The organism is Rhizobium sp. SL42 (assembly GCF_021729845.1).
Lineage (GTDB): Bacteria > Pseudomonadota > Alphaproteobacteria > Rhizobiales > Rhizobiaceae > Allorhizobium.
Genome location: NZ_CP063397.1, coordinates 2360277 through 2375107, shown reverse-complemented (window position 1 = coordinate 2375107; position 14831 = coordinate 2360277). Strand labels below are relative to the sequence as shown.

The 14831-nt window shown below is 59.7% G+C and carries 13 protein-coding genes and 1 tRNA gene; 3 read left to right on the top strand and 11 right to left on the bottom strand.

All coding sequences use genetic code 11. The features are described 5' to 3' along the window. Nucleotides 1–7: 7 nt before the first annotated feature. Together argS and IM739_RS11280 are read right to left on the bottom strand one after the other, a co-directional pair. Nucleotides 8–1768 carry an arginine--tRNA ligase gene (gene argS, locus IM739_RS11285; protein WP_237367861.1) on the bottom strand — a complete coding sequence of 587 codons (1761 nt, stop codon included), beginning with the start codon at nt 1766–1768 and terminating at the stop codon, nt 8–10. A 60-nt stretch (nt 1769–1828) separates the two neighbouring features. Beyond that, nucleotides 1829–3046 (bottom strand): deoxyguanosinetriphosphate triphosphohydrolase, encoded by a 1218-nt coding sequence (locus IM739_RS11280; RefSeq protein WP_237367860.1) that lies wholly within the window; start codon nt 3044–3046, stop codon nt 1829–1831. Between the two features lie 209 nt (nt 3047–3255). Here IM739_RS11280 and erpA point away from each other — a divergent pair, with 209 nt between their 5' ends. The 3 genes from erpA (at nt 3256) to IM739_RS11265 (ending at nt 5220) form a co-directional block, all read left to right on the top strand. Then, nucleotides 3256–3588, top strand: a complete 333-nt coding sequence (erpA, locus tag IM739_RS11275) for an iron-sulfur cluster insertion protein ErpA (protein ID WP_237367859.1) — start codon at nt 3256–3258, stop codon at nt 3586–3588. 7 nt (nt 3589–3595) lie between these two features. Then, the gene (gene xth / locus IM739_RS11270) at nt 3596–4381 is read left to right on the top strand and encodes an exodeoxyribonuclease III (RefSeq protein WP_237367858.1); all 786 of its coding nucleotides are present in this window, start codon (nt 3596–3598) and stop codon (nt 4379–4381) included. Nucleotides 4382–4587: 206 nt separating this feature from the next. Further along, on the top strand, nt 4588–5220 hold the full coding sequence (locus IM739_RS11265) for a hypothetical protein (RefSeq protein WP_237367857.1): 633 nt from the start codon (nt 4588–4590) through the stop codon (nt 5218–5220). A gap of 37 nt (nt 5221–5257) precedes the next feature. Here the strand turns inward: IM739_RS11265 and exoR are convergent, their stop codons facing one another. From exoR to IM739_RS11220, 9 genes are all read right to left on the bottom strand, one after another. Next, nucleotides 5258–6049, bottom strand: a complete 792-nt coding sequence (gene exoR, locus IM739_RS11260; RefSeq protein ID WP_237367856.1) for an exopolysaccharide production regulator ExoR — start codon at nt 6047–6049, stop codon at nt 5258–5260. A gap of 542 nt (nt 6050–6591) precedes the next feature. Beyond that, entirely contained in the window at nt 6592–7764 is a 1173-nt protein-coding gene (locus IM739_RS11255) for an OmpP1/FadL family transporter (RefSeq protein ID WP_237367855.1), read from the bottom strand. Between the two features lie 447 nt (nt 7765–8211). After that, nucleotides 8212–11139, bottom strand: a complete 2928-nt coding sequence (locus IM739_RS11250) for a valine--tRNA ligase (protein ID WP_237367854.1) — start codon at nt 11137–11139, stop codon at nt 8212–8214. Nucleotides 11140–11257: 118 nt separating this feature from the next. Next, a complete protein-coding gene (locus tag IM739_RS11245) occupies nt 11258–12193 on the bottom strand; it encodes a PopZ family protein (RefSeq protein ID WP_237367853.1) in 936 nt (311 codons plus the stop codon). A gap of 196 nt (nt 12194–12389) precedes the next feature. Continuing rightward, the gene (locus IM739_RS11240) at nt 12390–13058 is read right to left on the bottom strand and encodes a protein-L-isoaspartate O-methyltransferase family protein (RefSeq protein WP_237371043.1); all 669 of its coding nucleotides are present in this window, start codon (nt 13056–13058) and stop codon (nt 12390–12392) included. Nucleotides 13059–13216: 158 nt separating this feature from the next. Further along, a complete protein-coding gene (locus IM739_RS11235) occupies nt 13217–13546 on the bottom strand; it encodes a hypothetical protein (RefSeq protein ID WP_237367852.1) in 330 nt (109 codons plus the stop codon). A gap of 204 nt (nt 13547–13750) precedes the next feature. Then, nucleotides 13751–13824: transfer RNA gene (locus tag IM739_RS11230), tRNA-Cys, on the bottom strand. A gap of 108 nt (nt 13825–13932) precedes the next feature. Beyond that, a complete protein-coding gene (locus tag IM739_RS11225; protein WP_237367851.1) occupies nt 13933–14196 on the bottom strand; it encodes a hypothetical protein in 264 nt (87 codons plus the stop codon). 259 nt (nt 14197–14455) lie between these two features. Next, complete coding sequence (locus IM739_RS11220) at nt 14456–14737, bottom strand: hypothetical protein (RefSeq protein ID WP_237367850.1); 282 nt, start codon at nt 14735–14737, stop codon at nt 14456–14458. Nucleotides 14738–14831: the final 94 nt, after the last annotated feature.

The window sequence follows — 14831 nt, the reverse complement described above, 5'->3', positions numbered from 1 at the left end:
GACAATACTATCGCATTTCTAGCGGAGCTTCGGTGCCAGTAATGGCCAGTCCCGACTTCAACACGGAGGCGACAGCATGCACCAGCCCAAGCCTGGCGATGGTTAATTCTCTATGTTTATCGTTAACAAAGCGTAATTCGGGAGAATCCTTGCCCTTATTCCAATGAGCATGGAAGGAGCTTGCCAGATCATATAGGTAAAATGCAAGCCGATGCGGTTCCTGCGACTGTGCCGCTGCCTCCACAATTCTCGGGTATTCGGCCATTTTTCCAATCAATTGCAGCTCGGTCGGATCAGCGATACGTCCAGAGACGGCGGCAGGCAGATCGAGGCTGGCAATATCCAGATCCGGGAAGGCTTCCTTCGCCTGACGGAAGACCGACATGCAACGCGCGTGAGCGTATTGCACGTAGAATACCGGATTGTCCTTCGACTGTTCCGTCACCTTGGCAAAGTCGAAATCGAGCGGCTCGGAGCTCTTTCTGTAGAGCATCATGAAACGCACGGAATCGCGTCCGACTTCCTCGACCACTTCGCGTAGCGTGACAAAATCGCCCGAACGCTTGGACATCTTCACCGGCTCGCCGTCGCGGAACAGCTTGACCAGCTGGCACAACAACACGGTCAGCTTGCTCTTGCCTTCCGAGACCGCACGGTTGACCGCCTCCAGCCGCTTGACGTAACCGCCGTGGTCGGCGCCGAGCACATAGATCATCTCGGAGAAACCGCGGTCGAACTTGTCCTTCAAATAGGCAACGTCGGCGGCAAAATAAGTATAAGAGCCGTCCGACTTGACCAGCGGACGGTCGATATCGTCACCGACCTCGGTGGAGCGGAAAAGCGTCTGCTCACGGTCTTCCCAGTCTTCCGGCAACTGGCCCTTCGGCGGCGGCAGGGCGCCGCGATAGACGTGGCCCTTGAAGGTCAGGTCATTGATCGCGGTACGGATCCGGGCTGCACCATTGGCATGCAGCGAGCGCTCGGAGAAGAACACGTCGTGATGCACGTTGAGCTGGGCAAGATCGGCACGGATCATCGCCATCATCGCATCGATGGCGCGCTCCTTGACGATCGCCATCCAGTCCTCTTCCGGCATCTGGTGCAGCTTGACGCCAAACTCCGCGGCCAGCGCCTGGCCGACGGGCACGAGATAGTCGCCCGGATAGAGACCCGCCGGGATCTCGCCGATCTTTTCACCCAGCGCTTCGCGGTAGCGCAGGAATACCGACCGTGCCAGCACATCGATCTGCGCCCCGGCATCGTTGATGTAATATTCCTTGGTCACGTCATAGCCGGCAAAGGCGAGCAGGTTGGCCAACGCGTCACCGACCACGGCGCCACGGCAATGGCCGACATGCATCGGGCCGGTCGGATTGGCCGACACATACTCAACATTGACCTTGCGGTCCTGACCAAGTGTCGAGCGGCCGAAATCGGTGCCCTCGGCGATAATGGTCGCCAGCAGGCGCTGCCAGTACTCGGTCGACAGGCGAATATTGATGAAGCCCGGCCCCGCGACGCCAACCTCTGCGATATCCGGATCCTGCTTCAGCTTTTCACCGATGATGTCAGCCAGCGCACGCGGGTTCGTTCCAAGGCCCTTGGCGAGCACCATCGCGGCGTTGGTCGCCGCATCGCCATGGCTGGGATCACGCGGCGGCTCGACGACGATTCGGCTGAAATCGAGGCTTTCGCGCTTCTCGCGAATGCTGTCAATCTGCTCCAGCGCGGCCTTAATTCTGGTTTCGAAATCGGCGAATAGGTTCATGACTTCTACCTGCACACACGCCCGTTGCGGCTGTGTCTCTCAATGAAATTTGAGCGCTGCCTATCGCAATTCGGGAGTCTGGTCAAACAGCTCACGGTGAACGCGCACCGCATAGGTATCGGTCATGCCGGCCAGATAGTCGCCGACATGGCGGGCCTTGGCGCCGTCGTTGAGGCCGGAAATATGATTGACCCAGTAGTGGCTCTTCATCAGCGTCGGATCGGCCATGTACGCATTGAACAGATCGGTGACGATCTCGGCGGCCGCTGCACGAATGCGCATGATGTCCGGATGCCGGTAGATACGGCTGAACAGCAGCTTCTTGATCTGCTTGTCGGTCTCGGCCATGGCATCGGAGAAGGTAGCGATGGTCATCGACGCTGCCCGCACATCCTCGACGCTTTGCGGCTGCACCTTGCCCAGTCGGTCCTGCGCCACCCCGATCACGTCCTCGACCATGCGGGTGATCTGGCGCCGCATGATTTCGTGGGTAAAACGGTCATCGTCGAGATGCGGATAGCGATCGCGCACCTCCTTCATCAGGCCGGCCAGGAAGGGCACCTCCTCCAGCATGGCGAAGGTGAGGTAGCCGGAACGCAGGCCGTCGTCGATATCATGGGTATTGTAAGCAATATCGTCGGCAATCGCCGACACCTGCGCCTCAAGACCGGCATAGCTTGCCAGTTCCAGATCGTGGATCTCGCAATAGTCGAGGATCGGCTGCGGAACCGGTCCACGCGTGCCCTCGCCGCTTCTGGTCAACAGAGGGCCGTTGTGCTTGACGAGACCTTCCAGCGCTTCCCAGGTGAGGTTCAAGCCGTCGAAATCGGCGTAACGACGTTCCAGCTTGGTGACAATGCGCAGCGACTGCGCATTGTGGTCGAAACCACCATAGGGCTTCAGCACCTCGTGCAGGGCATCCTCGCCCGTATGGCCGAACGGCGTGTGGCCAAAATCGTGGACGAGCGCCACGCCTTCGGCAAGATCTTCGTCGAGCTTGAGCGCACGCGCCAGCGCTCGGCCGATCTGCGCCACCTCGATCGTATGGGTCAGCCGGGTTCGGTAGTGATCGCCATCGGGTCCGATGAAAACCTGGGTCTTGTGCTTCAGGCGGCGAAACGCCGTCGTGTGCACGATGCGGTCGCGGTCGCGCTGGAAATCCGAGCGCGTCAGGCTGCCGTCTTCGGGAAAGAGACGTCCACGGCTTTTCCACGGATTGCTCGCGTAAACCGCCCGGTCGCCAGACCCGAAACCCAGTGCAGATTTGTCAATCGTCATTCGCCTGCTGTCCGCTCCCCATTGACGCGCTACCTCAGCCTTCATACCTATAGCGGACGAAGCCGCAAGGCTGTTGGCCTCGATCAAGGTCTATCATGCAGCTCTAGCCGATGCGAAGCTTGCGGCATTTCGTGACATTTCCCGACAAGGGGCTGATCCTTGCCGATATTCCAGGTTTTCCACGGGCCTTGAACCCGTCAGGAGGCAACATGACGACGCAGAACGTGACACTTTCCCAAGCCGCCGCGAAACGAATCGCTGCGATTGTGGCCGCCGATACCGACAAGAACGCCTTGCGCGTCGCCGTCGAGGGCGGCGGCTGTTCCGGCTTCTCCTACAAATTCGACCTCGACAACCACCAGCAGGACGATGACATCGTGATTACCCGCGATGGCGCGACCGTGCTGATCGATCCGGTCTCGCTGATCTACATGGCCGGCTCCGAGATCGACTTCGTCGACAATCTTCTCGGCCAGTCCTTCCAGATCAAGAACCCGAATGCGGTTGCCAGCTGCGGCTGCGGCACCAGCTTCTCCGTGTGAGTGAATGATGAAAATAGCGACCTGGAACATCAACGGCGTCAAGGCACGCATCGAAAGCCTGTGCCAGTGGCTTCAGGACTCGCAACCCGACATCGTCTGCCTGCAGGAGATAAAGTCGGTGGACGAGGGTTTTCCGCGGCTTGAGATCGAAGCGCTCGGCTACCATGTCGAGACGCATGGCCAGAAGGGCTTCAACGGCGTGGCGCTCCTGTCAAAGATGAAGCCGGACGAGGTCAATCGCGGCCTGCCGGGCGACGACACGGATGAACAGGCCCGTTTCATCGAAGGCGTGTTTTCGGTCGCAGGCGGCGTACTGCGTATCTGCTCGCTCTATCTGCCGAACGGCAACCCGTCCGATGACCCGGTCAAATATCCCTACAAGCTGCGTTGGATGGCCCGGCTGGAGGCGTTTGCCCACGACCGCATGGCGCTTGAAGAACCGTTGATCCTGGCCGGCGACTACAATGTCATTCCGGAACCGTTCGACTGCCGCGATCCGAAGCAATGGGAAAATGATGCCCTCTTCCTGCCGCAGACCCGCGCGGCGTTCCGCCGTCTGGAAAATCTCGGGTTCATCGATGCAGTTCGCGCGACCACCGACGATGCCATGCTTTATTCCTTCTGGGACTATCAGGCCGGTGCCTGGCAGAAGAACAACGGGATCCGCATCGATCACCTGATGCTGTCGCCGGAAGCCTCCGACCGGTTGCGCTCGACATCGATCGAGAAACATGTCCGCGCCTGGGAAAAACCATCCGACCACGTTCCGGTGACGGGCATATTCGGCTTTTGACAGCTGAGGTCGGGCTTTCCCTCCGTTGACCTCTCCCTCCGCTCCTGCCGCCTCTGGCCTCCTTGCCCGACAGCCCCGGACAAGCCCTGCGCCCTAGTCTTGGGGCCAGGCTTTCCAGACGGGGTATCGGCTGCCGTTTTCGGCCGCGCCGATCTTTTCCCTGCGCAGGCTTTGCCGGGCAATAGAACGGGAGCGTTATATTCAAAATGGTTTCATCAATCAGTTCCGCAAACCAAACGATCACGCAGATCTTTCTGAAAGTGCAGAAAGAAACCCAGCAGGCCAGCGAAAGCGAAAGCGGCAGCAACGACGGCTACTACAGTTCGTCGCTTGCCAACCTGATGCGGACTTACGGTCAGGACGAGGACAGCACGGACGATACCTACAGCACCGGGCTTTTGCAGGCACTCAATGCCACCGAAAGCGAGGACGACGGGCTCTCCGCGCTGACAAAAACGTCGGATGACATCCAGACCGCCACGTTCATGGACAACCTGAAAGCAAAGCTGACGGAACTGTCACAGTCCGGAGACGGCGCGCTGAAAGCAAAAGAAATGCTGGCCGCGCTGGATGCCGGGACGCTGACGGTCACGGATGCTGAAAAAGGCAAGCAGACAACGGCTTGGGATAGCAGCACCGTCGATGGCGACAAGACCGCGACCGACGTCACTGCGCGCGACTGGTCGAGCTTCCTCCGGTCGGAGCTGAAACGGGAGAGCACGGGCGGCTACGAATTGACCGAAAGCGGTGCCCATGTCGACAAGACGACAGGCAACAGTGCCAGCTTCGTGCTTGTCGAAGACACCTATGTCTACCTGACATGGACCGCCGCAAGCTAGACCCGGTGATCGTCACGGACTGCGCGCCGTGGCGCTCTCACTGTTCTTGGTAGACTTCCGGGGCAAGCGCCACGGCAACGCGCCGGTCGTCTTCGCTGGCCATGGAGAATGCGCGCTCCTGCAAGTCCTGCATCCACGGACAATCCTTGGCGTTGCAGCGGTCGAGAGCCGCCGTCATGAACGCCAGCCCGCGAACAGTCTGGCCTTCCTCGAACAGGACATTGCCGAAGACCGACATGGCGCCCGCATGGCCGCTCTTGCGGGCAAGGTTGAGCCACTTCTTCGCCTGCTGGGTATTGGCGCTGCCGCCCTCCCCGGCCAGGATCATCTGGGCCAGGCGGAACTGCGCTTCGGGAATGCCGAACGTCGAGGCCGCCTGGAAATAGAGCTGGCGGGCCTGCGAGAGGTCGGAATTCACCGGGCTGCCCGGAATGCCTTGGCGATAGTAGCGGGCCAGCGACAACAGCGCGTTGACGAAGAACCCGGTGTCGTCGGAGCCCGGCTCGACGCCTTGGCTCGCGATCTCGGAATAGATCTTGAACGCCTCGAAATCATTGCGCACGACACCGTCTCCGGCGGCATACATATTGGCCAGCGCCCAGCGAGACCCGGTATGGCCCTTTTCGGCGGCATATCGATAGGCTTCGACGGCTTCTTCTTTCTGGCCCTTCTTGTAGGCATTGAAGCCGAATTTGAAGAGATCGAACGGACCGGATTCCTTGCTGACGCTGCCATTGATGTCAAAGGCATAGGCCGCTGGACTCGAAGAGAACAGCAGCGCCGTAGACAACAGCAGTATAGCCGAAGATTTCCAATCGCGAACTTGCATGGCTGCGTAATTCTTCCAGGACAAAACAGACATCAGCGCACCCATCCCGTCACCATGACGAGTCCAGCTGCGTCTGATCTTTTGATACACAATGACCGATGAACATCTGGTTCACGGCCCGATACTGCAACGGCGCCATTGTTGCGCCGGACGCTTGCACTTGTTCTCATGAGCCGAAGGTTAGGACAGCTTTCCGGCAAGACTGGGACAGAGATCAACTGGGATCCTTGCTGGCCAAAACGTCTGGCGTTGCGCCGACCACCCCTGGCCAAAAAGTCTTGAATTCGAAAGTGATCTGCGACCGAAAGGCCCATATAGAAACTCACGCACCATACACTCGAAACGGCCCCTGCACGTTTCTGAACAGCATCGGTGCTCCCCGTTTGTGGCGGGATGTGGACAAATTTGGCCGTTCGGTGGCCGCGATTGAAGGATAAACGATATGTTGCATAAACGTCACATTTTGACGCAGGTCGCGCTGCCAGTTTGCATAAAAGAAGCCCGGACAAGCCGGGCTTCTTTCTCACTCGATTGCTTCAGGATCAGAAGGCGATCTTGTAGGACGCCGTGAGCGCATAAGCCCAGTCACCGTCGGCGGTGGCGTTGAAGTCGGCTTTGTCGGCTACCGACTGTTCGCCGGAAGTCAGGTACGACACCGCACCGCCGAGGCGCAGAAGGCCGGGACCTGCCTTGATCTGCGTGCCCGCACCCAGCGTCCAGGTATCGCTGACGATATCGGCGCCAGTGCCGACTCCGCTATCCCAGGTCAGGCTCAGCGCGCCGGATACGGTATCGGTGAACGTGTGACCAACACCACCGGAGATGGTCCAGCCGTCCTTCCAGAAGAAGTTCTTCTGCTGATCGCCGAGGCGGGTAATGTTGTAGTTCAGGGTCTGGAGCACGCTCCAGTCCGTCCACTTGACGGAACCGAATACCAGCCAACCCGGTGCGACACCGCTCTGCAGGTTCAGTTCCAGCGACTGCGGCAGGGAGCCGTAGCCGGTTGCGGACAATTTCGAGCCCGTCGGAATGCCGGCGAACGAAAGCGGAGAATTGGATGTGAACGTACCATCCGCCTCATGATCCACCTGCGAGCGATACATCAACTCGGCGCGAAGAGCGTATTCGGTAATCTCGTAGGCAGCGCCGATGCGGTACCCAAACGCGCTGGAATCGTCCATTTCCAACGTGCCGAATGTCTTGCTTTCGGTGTAGTCGAAAGACTGAGAGAACACGCCGCCGATGAAATGGATATTGCCCGGACCTGCGGCAAAATTGACGGCGCATGTGCCGCCATATTCATTGGTATCGAAACTGGCTTCCTTCACGGCATTGCCGCCGAGGGCGCCGGTCGTGCCACCTGCAGCGATATCCGCGGCGCGGTCTGCGGCCTGCGCCTGCGTGCCATAGGTGGAGGACGCGCCAAAAGGCTGCGTGTAAGTCAGAGCACAGGAAAAGCTCTCAGAAATCTGGAATTTCGCAGCAAAAGACGGAATGCCGTAACTATCCGTGAAAGCGTCATCGGTACCGGCAGCGCCTCTGACCGTATCATAGTCGCGATCCGGCATGACATAGGTATAGCCGCCGCGGAAAACTGCCGTGCCATCCTCGTAGAGAATGTCCGTGTCAGCTTCGCCGCGGGCAAATCCGCCAGCATGCGCAGCACCGGCAAACGCACAGGCGCTGAGCAGGCTGAGGGTCAGTTTCTTTGTCAAATGTATCGCCATATCTCTCCCCAATTTTGGCAAAACTGTGAGTTGGGATCTTAGTCACGTCGGTGTGAATAACAATCGCACGCAAAAGGTGGAGAAATTGTTCCGACCGAGAAATTTTTACGTAATTAATTTGACGTGCACGTAAATCAGAAGCCAATTTGGACAAATATTGCTCAAACCTGCACACAGATACAAAAAGTTAGATTTTTTTCCCAAATGTGCGGCACGCTGTGTCGCAAGCGTCACAGCAGCGTCATACCTAAACGACGGGGGAAAACGGCGCGTTTTTGGGCTCCGTTGCTGTATTGCAGCATAAAATCCCCGCATAGAGAGCGATTCTGCATGCGATGCAGCAAAAACGAGCAGCGAACCCGCCGCAGCCCGGAATCGCAAACGCCGGACCTTCCGGCCCGGCGTTTGGAAAACGATTCTCTTTTACAACAAATATCAGCCGGCCTCGAGAACCCGCTTCAATGCCGTTTCCAGGCTCGCCTTTTGCACCTCGAGTTCCTGGAACCGCTCCCGCTCGGCGGCCACGACCTCCGGATTGGCATTGGCTACGAACTTCTCGTTGTTCAGCTTGCCGGAAATGCGGGCCATTTCCTGATCAACCTTGGCGATCGCCTTTTCCAGCCGTGTCTTTTCAGCTGACAGGTCGACCAGCGTGCCGAGCGGCAGGCAGACCGTTGCCTCGCCGACGACAATCTGGGCGGCGCCCTTGGGGGCGACGCTGGCAAAGGTAATGGCCTCGACGCGGGCCAGACGCTTGATCGATGCCTCGTGGCGAGCAAAGCGCTCCTGCGTGACGCCATTGGCGCCCACCGCGACCAGCGGCGCGATCGCGCCCGGCGGCACATTCATCTCGGCGCGAACCGAGCGGATGCCGGTGACCAGGTCGATCAGCCAGTTGATGTCGGCAGCGGCGGCCTCGTCGGCGAATTCCGGTGCCGGCCAGTCGGCGTGGCAGAGCAGCGTGTCCCGCGACTTGCCCTCGCCTGCCGTGTGCGCCCAGAGATCTTCCGTCATGAAGGGCATGAAAGGATGCAGCAGCTTGTAGGTCTGCTCCAGAACGTATGCGGCGCAGGCCTGGGCTTCGGCCTTGGCAATCGCGTCCTCGCCGGCAAAGACCGGCTTCAACAGCTCGAGATACCAGTCACAGAAGTTGTTCCAGACGAAGCGGTAGAGAGAGCCTGCCGCATCGTTGAAGCGGAAGCTTGCAATCGCCTCAGTCACTTCGTTCTCGGTGCGCGCCAGTTCCGTCAGGATCCAGCGATTGATGGCAAGCGTCGTCGTTTCGGGCAGGAATTTCGGATCCGCCTTCACGCCGTTCATCTCGGCGAAACGCGTGGCGTTCCACAGCTTGGTGCCGAAGTTGCGGTAACCGGCGATACGGGCCGGATCGAGCTTCACGTCGCGCCCCTGGGCAGCCATGATCGCCAGCGTGAAGCGCAGCGCGTCCGCACCGTATTCATCGATCAGTTCCAGCGGGTCGATGACGTTGCCCTTGGACTTCGACATCTTCTGGCCGTTCTTGTCGCGAACCAGCGCGTGAACATAGACGGTGTGGAAGGGCTCGACCGGATTGCCGTCCTCGTCCTTCATGAAGTGCAGGCCCATCATCATCATGCGGGCGACCCAGAAGAAGATGATGTCGAAGCCGGTGACCAGGACGTCGGTCTGGTAATACTTGTCGAGTTCCGGGGTCTCGTCCGGCCAGCCGAGCGTCGAGAAGGGCCAGAGCGCAGAAGAGAACCAGGTGTCGAGCACATCTTCGTCGCGGGTCAGGATCTCGCCGGGCTGGAAGTTCTCGAGCTTCTCCTCAACCCAGGCCTTCCATGGACCTTCATGGGCGATGTAATGCTGGATGGCGGCATGCAGCGCCTCTTCCTCGGTCTTTTCGACGAAAACCTGGCCGTCCGGACCATACCATGCCGGGATCTGGTGGCCCCACCACAGCTGGCGCGAGATGCACCAGGGCTGGATGTTCTCCATCCACTCATAGTAGGTCTTGTCCCAGTTCTTCGGAACGAACTGCGTGCGGCCCTCGCGGACGGAAGCGATGGCAGGCTCAGCCAGTGTCTTGGCGTCGACAAACCACTGGTCGGTCAGCATCGGCTCGATGACCACGTTGGAGCGGTCGCCGAAGGGCTGCATGATCTTCTTCGATTCGACATAGGGAATGTCGTTGCCTTCGGCATCCTTGACGGTGACCGCAAGGCCTTCGGCATTGATAGCATCGACGATCAGCTTGCGGGCCGCATACCGGTCGAGACCGCGATACTCGTCGGGAACAAGATTGATGCCATCGACTTCCTCTTCGCTCGGAACATGGCCGGACTTGGCGATTTCCAGCGCCTGGGCGGCGTAGTCGGCGTAAACCTCGCCATCGCTTCGCATCGAGGCGGTGGTGTCCATCAGGCGATAGAGCGGAATATTGTTGCGGCGGGCGACCTGGTAGTCGTTGAAATCATGGGCGCCGGTGATCTTGACCGCGCCGGAACCGAATGTCGGGTCGGGATATTCGTCCGTGATGATCGGGATCAGGCGGCGATGCGCCTTCGGTCCGACCGGGATTTCGCAGAGCTTGCCGACAATCGAGGCATAACGCTCGTCGGACGGATGAACGGCAACGGCACCATCGCCCAGCATCGTCTCGGGACGGGTGGTGGCGATCGAGATGTAGTTGCGCTCTTCCGAGAGGATGACGTTTCCGTCAGCATCTTTCTCGACATAGGTATAAGTCTCGCCGCCGGCGAGCGGATACTTGAAATGCCACATATGGCCTTCGACTTCGCGGTTTTCGACCTCGATGTCGGAGATTGCCGTTTCGAACTTCGGATCCCAGTTGACCAGCCGCTTGCCGCGGTAGATCAGGCCTTCCTTGTAGAGCGAAACGAAGACTTCCAGGACGGCGGCCGACAGGCCCTCGTCCATGGTGAAGCGCTCGCGCGACCAGTCACAGGATGCGCCGAGGCGCTTGAGCTGGTTGAAGATAAGCCCGCCGGATTCGTCTTTCCATTCCCAGACCTTGTCGATGAAGGCGTCACGGCCCATGGCGCGACGACCCGGCAATTGCTGTTCCATCAGCTTGCGCTCGACAACCATCTGGGTCGCGATACCGGCATGGTCCATGCCGGGCTGCCACAACACGTCCTTACCGCGCATGCGCTCGAAGCGGATCATGATGTCCTGCAGCGTGTTGTTCAGCGCATGGCCCATATGCAGCGAGCCCGTCACGTTCGGCGGCGGGATGACGATGGTGAACGTGTCCTCGCCCGGCTTCGCATTGGCGCCGGCGCGGAAGGCATCCGCATCTTCCCAGGCCTTGGCGATCTTCGGTTCGACGGCGGCTGAATCGTATGTCTTCTCGAGCATTTTCCGACCAGATTTTGGAGTTCTTGTTGTGGGATTGGTAAACAGGACTGGCAAATCCAAGTCAATAAAAAAGCCGCTCCGGACACCGGAGCGGCTCTCAACCCGGATCCTGTCGTGTTTAGCGGCGCGGACCGCGTGCGACGCGTTCGATCTCTTCGCGCACAAGGCGTTCAACCAGCGTCGGCAGGTTGTCGTCGAGCCAGTCGCGCAGCATCGGACGCAGCATGTCCTCGGCCATTTCGTCGAGCGAGCGGCGCTGCTGGCCATCGATGGCGGCGGCCAGTTCATCAAACGAGCGGGAAACGTGTTCGACGGTCGCGGCCGAGACCAGTGCATTGAGGCTCTGGCCGGCAGTTTGAGCGGTGTTCTGAACGCCCTGATCCACCGGGATCTCCAGTTCGACGACCGAAACGTCCTCTTCGATCATCTCGACCTCCTGCATCGGCAATTCGGCCGGCTGATCGAAGGACAGGTGCGGCTCCCGGCGCATCTGGACTTCGACTGAATCGATGGTCTGATGGCCGCGCTCTTCGACAGCGTGAACGACCGGTTCCGGCTGCCGGACCTGCGGCGCGCGCAATTCTGCAAGACGGCTGGTCATCAGCGGGCTTTCTCCGCGCGGTGCCGGCTCGGCGGGGGCGGGCTGCACCATGTAGCGATCGGCACGTTCCGAGGCCGAGCGCACGCGCGCGGCCAGATCGGCCAGCGACATGCTCTTCGGCGCTTCCGGCTGTTCGTGGCGGGGCTCGGGCTGCACGGTGCCGCGGAGGCTGCCGCTCACGCCCTGCTCGACCCGGTTGAGATCGGCAAGGGTTGGGCCTGCAAGTGCCGGGCCCGGATCGTTGGCAGGCGTGAATTCGACGGCCTCATAACCACGACCGTCGTTAGCCCCGTGCATGCCGGCTTCGATATCGCCATGTTCCTCGTCATACATGGACGGCATGTCGTCGGACACATCCTTGGCGCTGCCGGGATCATTGCTTTCAATGATCCGGCGGATCGATGCCAGGATCTCTTCCATGGACGGTTCACGTGCCACGCTTGGCTGAGCCATACTAATCCCCGTTGTCCCTAGAATGTTCGGCCATCAAGTCGCATCTCGGCCGATTCGGTTCACCCTAGGATACGCTTTCGCAGAAAAAAATCACGGCGGTGCAACGAACTGGCTTGATGCACAGCTTTGTTGCCCTGCTGAAAACAAAAAGGGCCCGCACGAGGCAGGCCCTGTCCATGATCGCCGTTTGCCGGGATCAGAAAACGAATTCGGCAACCTTGCGGAAACCCGGCAGCGGCTTGACCGACGCATTGAAATATTCGGTGTAAGAGGTGATGCCGTCGGCCTTGACATAAAGACGGGCGCGCGCGGCATTGCCGTAACCGACGACCGCCACCAGACGGCCACCTTCGCGCAACTGCGAAAGCAGCGCCTCGGGCAGAACCTCGATCGCACCATTGACGAAGATCACGTCATAGGGCGCCTCAGCGGGATAGCCCTGCTCCAGCGGACCGGTGACGACGGCCACATTGTCATAGCCAAGGCTGGAAAGGGTCTGAGTTGCCGTATTGGCCAGCGCCTCGTCCTGTTCGACCGCAACGACCGAGCCGGCCAGAGACGACAGGAGCGCCGATACGTAACCCGTTGCACAGCCAATCTCGAGAACGAGATCGTCGCGGGTGATGGCGGCAAGCTGCAGCAGCTTGGCCAGCGGCGACGCCTCCATGATATAGCGGCCGGTACTGCCGGCGACGGCCGGAGCCACCTGCATGTCCTGGTCGATATAGGCAAGCGCCTTCAGATGCTGCGGCACGAACGCTTCGCGTGGCACGGTCAGACATGCGGCCAGCACGGAATGCGACGTGACGTCGGTCGTGCGAATCTGATTGTCCACCATCTTGGTGCGTGCTGCTGTGTAGTCCATCATTTCCTGTCGCCCCATATCGGCCGGTGTCATGACCCAGTGTCTTAATTGCAGGCCGTCCGGCTTTCAAGACACACAGGGCGGATAGCTGCAGAATATCGCAGCTGCGGCAAAGGCTGCATATGGCATCGACAGACTGGCAGCTGGCAGCCCGATCGTCACTCGCCGATCGTATAGTTGCCAACCTCGCAGAAATCGGTCTTGTCGCTGATGTCCTCATAAGAGTTGTCTTCGAACACTGCGCGTGTGGAGTAGACACAGGCATCGGAATCGTCGGCAATGGTCAACATGCGCGACTTACCCGCCCAGAGACCGTGCTTGTTGAGCAGTTCGATGCGTTTGCCCGAGCCGTCAGCGGGCGTTGCGAAGAACTTTACGATCATGGCGCCCGATCTGTTGTCGAGCGTGAAGGTAAGGTCTTCGGCTGATGCCGCAACGGGTGCAAAAACGAACACGGACGCAAGAACGAAAGCGGTGACCTGACGCATGGCTGGCTCCTCAGCACTATCGGATTGAGATCGATCGCTGTGGATTGCGCCACGCACTGACGTCCGGCAATGGCCACGCCCGGCCAAAATCGGGCGCATCCCGCCAGACCCGGCGATTGGCACAAACTTGGCCGCAAGCCGCGGACAGTCGGCAGCTCTCAAGGCATAAATGCCAGAGCCCAAAGATGAAAAAGAAAGAAGAGTTGGAGGCCTCGCCCGGAATCGAACCGGGGTGCAAGGATTTGCAGTCCTCTGCGTAACCACTCCGCCACGAGGCCGTCCGTTTTGCTTAAAAGCGAGTGGTGGGCGGCGTTTAGAACGGATCGAGAGTGAGCGCAAGGGGAATTTTTGAAAACCCCGGCGCGGCATCGCAAATCTCAGATTGCTCAGCGCAAACTGTGGATCAGCCCGACCCCGGTCATCGTGCCAGCGGCGTCGGCGAGCTTTGCCGGATCGACGAGACCGGCTGCGTAGAGCTTCAGGACGACCCTGCCCAGGGTCTCGATATCGCCGACAGTACGAAGAGGATCACCGGCATCGTGCGCCATAAGCAGTGCATCATGCACGGCATCCCGCATCACACGAAGATCGACCGGCGACATGATCCCAGACACCATCTCCGGCAGAAACTGTTGAGCTGAATCGTTCATCGCCCCTCCTGCCCTGCCATCGGACTGGTCGTCCGTTTATCGCCAGGCTTGCGTCGTGATGACGTCGTTGATTCTAGCAGCACGGCGGCGGACGCGCATTTGCATTTGACATAGTCGCCGGACAAAGCCCCGCCTCAACACGGACGGGCCTCGACAATGCGCAACCACGCGAACCGAAACCAGACGGACCATCATCCGGTCCTGCGTCACGGCATCAGAGTTTACACCTCGGAGCGGTCGAGCTCCCGCACGCGAGGGCTCACTTGGTCCCGGCGCGCTTGACCTCCGGATGTCGCTTGCGCCACCAGATGGCGATGCGGCGACGCCGACGGCGGACGAAGGACAGGTCATGCGAGAGCACGAGGACGCCAAGCGGCACCATCCAGAAGCCGAGGATCGGCAGAAATCCGAGAAAGCCGCCGCCGATCAGAGCCGATCCTGTCGCGATCCGACCAACGCGAGACCGTGGAAAGGGGATTTCGAAGCCTGGAAGAACAAGTCGCCCGCGCGCGGCATCTATCCGGTATCTACGCTCTGCCAATCGTCAAACTCCCTGCATTTCCGGCATTTTCTGCTGCTTTTTCTGCCCTCAACAGATGGGTAGCCCACAGAATAAAACAAGCCGAATGCATTTT

Excerpts from the sequence above, each read along its gene's own strand:
- argS (WP_237367861.1), bottom strand. The coding sequence starts at position 1,768 with ATGAACCTATTCGCCGATTTCGAAACCAGAATTAAGGCCGCGCTGGAG.
- IM739_RS11280 (WP_237367860.1), bottom strand. The coding sequence starts at position 3,046 with ATGACGATTGACAAATCTGCACTGGGTTTCGGGTCTGGCGACCGGGCG.
- erpA (WP_237367859.1), top strand. The coding sequence starts at position 3,256 with ATGACGACGCAGAACGTGACACTTTCCCAAGCCGCCGCGAAACGAATC.
- xth (WP_237367858.1), top strand. The coding sequence starts at position 3,596 with ATGAAAATAGCGACCTGGAACATCAACGGCGTCAAGGCACGCATCGAA.
- IM739_RS11265 (WP_237367857.1), top strand. The coding sequence starts at position 4,588 with ATGGTTTCATCAATCAGTTCCGCAAACCAAACGATCACGCAGATCTTT.
- exoR (WP_237367856.1), bottom strand. The coding sequence starts at position 6,049 with ATGCAAGTTCGCGATTGGAAATCTTCGGCTATACTGCTGTTGTCTACG.
- IM739_RS11250 (WP_237367854.1), bottom strand. The coding sequence starts at position 11,139 with ATGCTCGAGAAGACATACGATTCAGCCGCCGTCGAACCGAAGATCGCC.
- IM739_RS11245 (WP_237367853.1), bottom strand. The coding sequence starts at position 12,193 with ATGGCTCAGCCAAGCGTGGCACGTGAACCGTCCATGGAAGAGATCCTG.
- IM739_RS11240 (WP_237371043.1), bottom strand. The coding sequence starts at position 13,058 with ATGGACTACACAGCAGCACGCACCAAGATGGTGGACAATCAGATTCGC.
- IM739_RS11235 (WP_237367852.1), bottom strand. The coding sequence starts at position 13,546 with ATGCGTCAGGTCACCGCTTTCGTTCTTGCGTCCGTGTTCGTTTTTGCA.
- IM739_RS11225 (WP_237367851.1), bottom strand. The coding sequence starts at position 14,196 with ATGAACGATTCAGCTCAACAGTTTCTGCCGGAGATGGTGTCTGGGATC.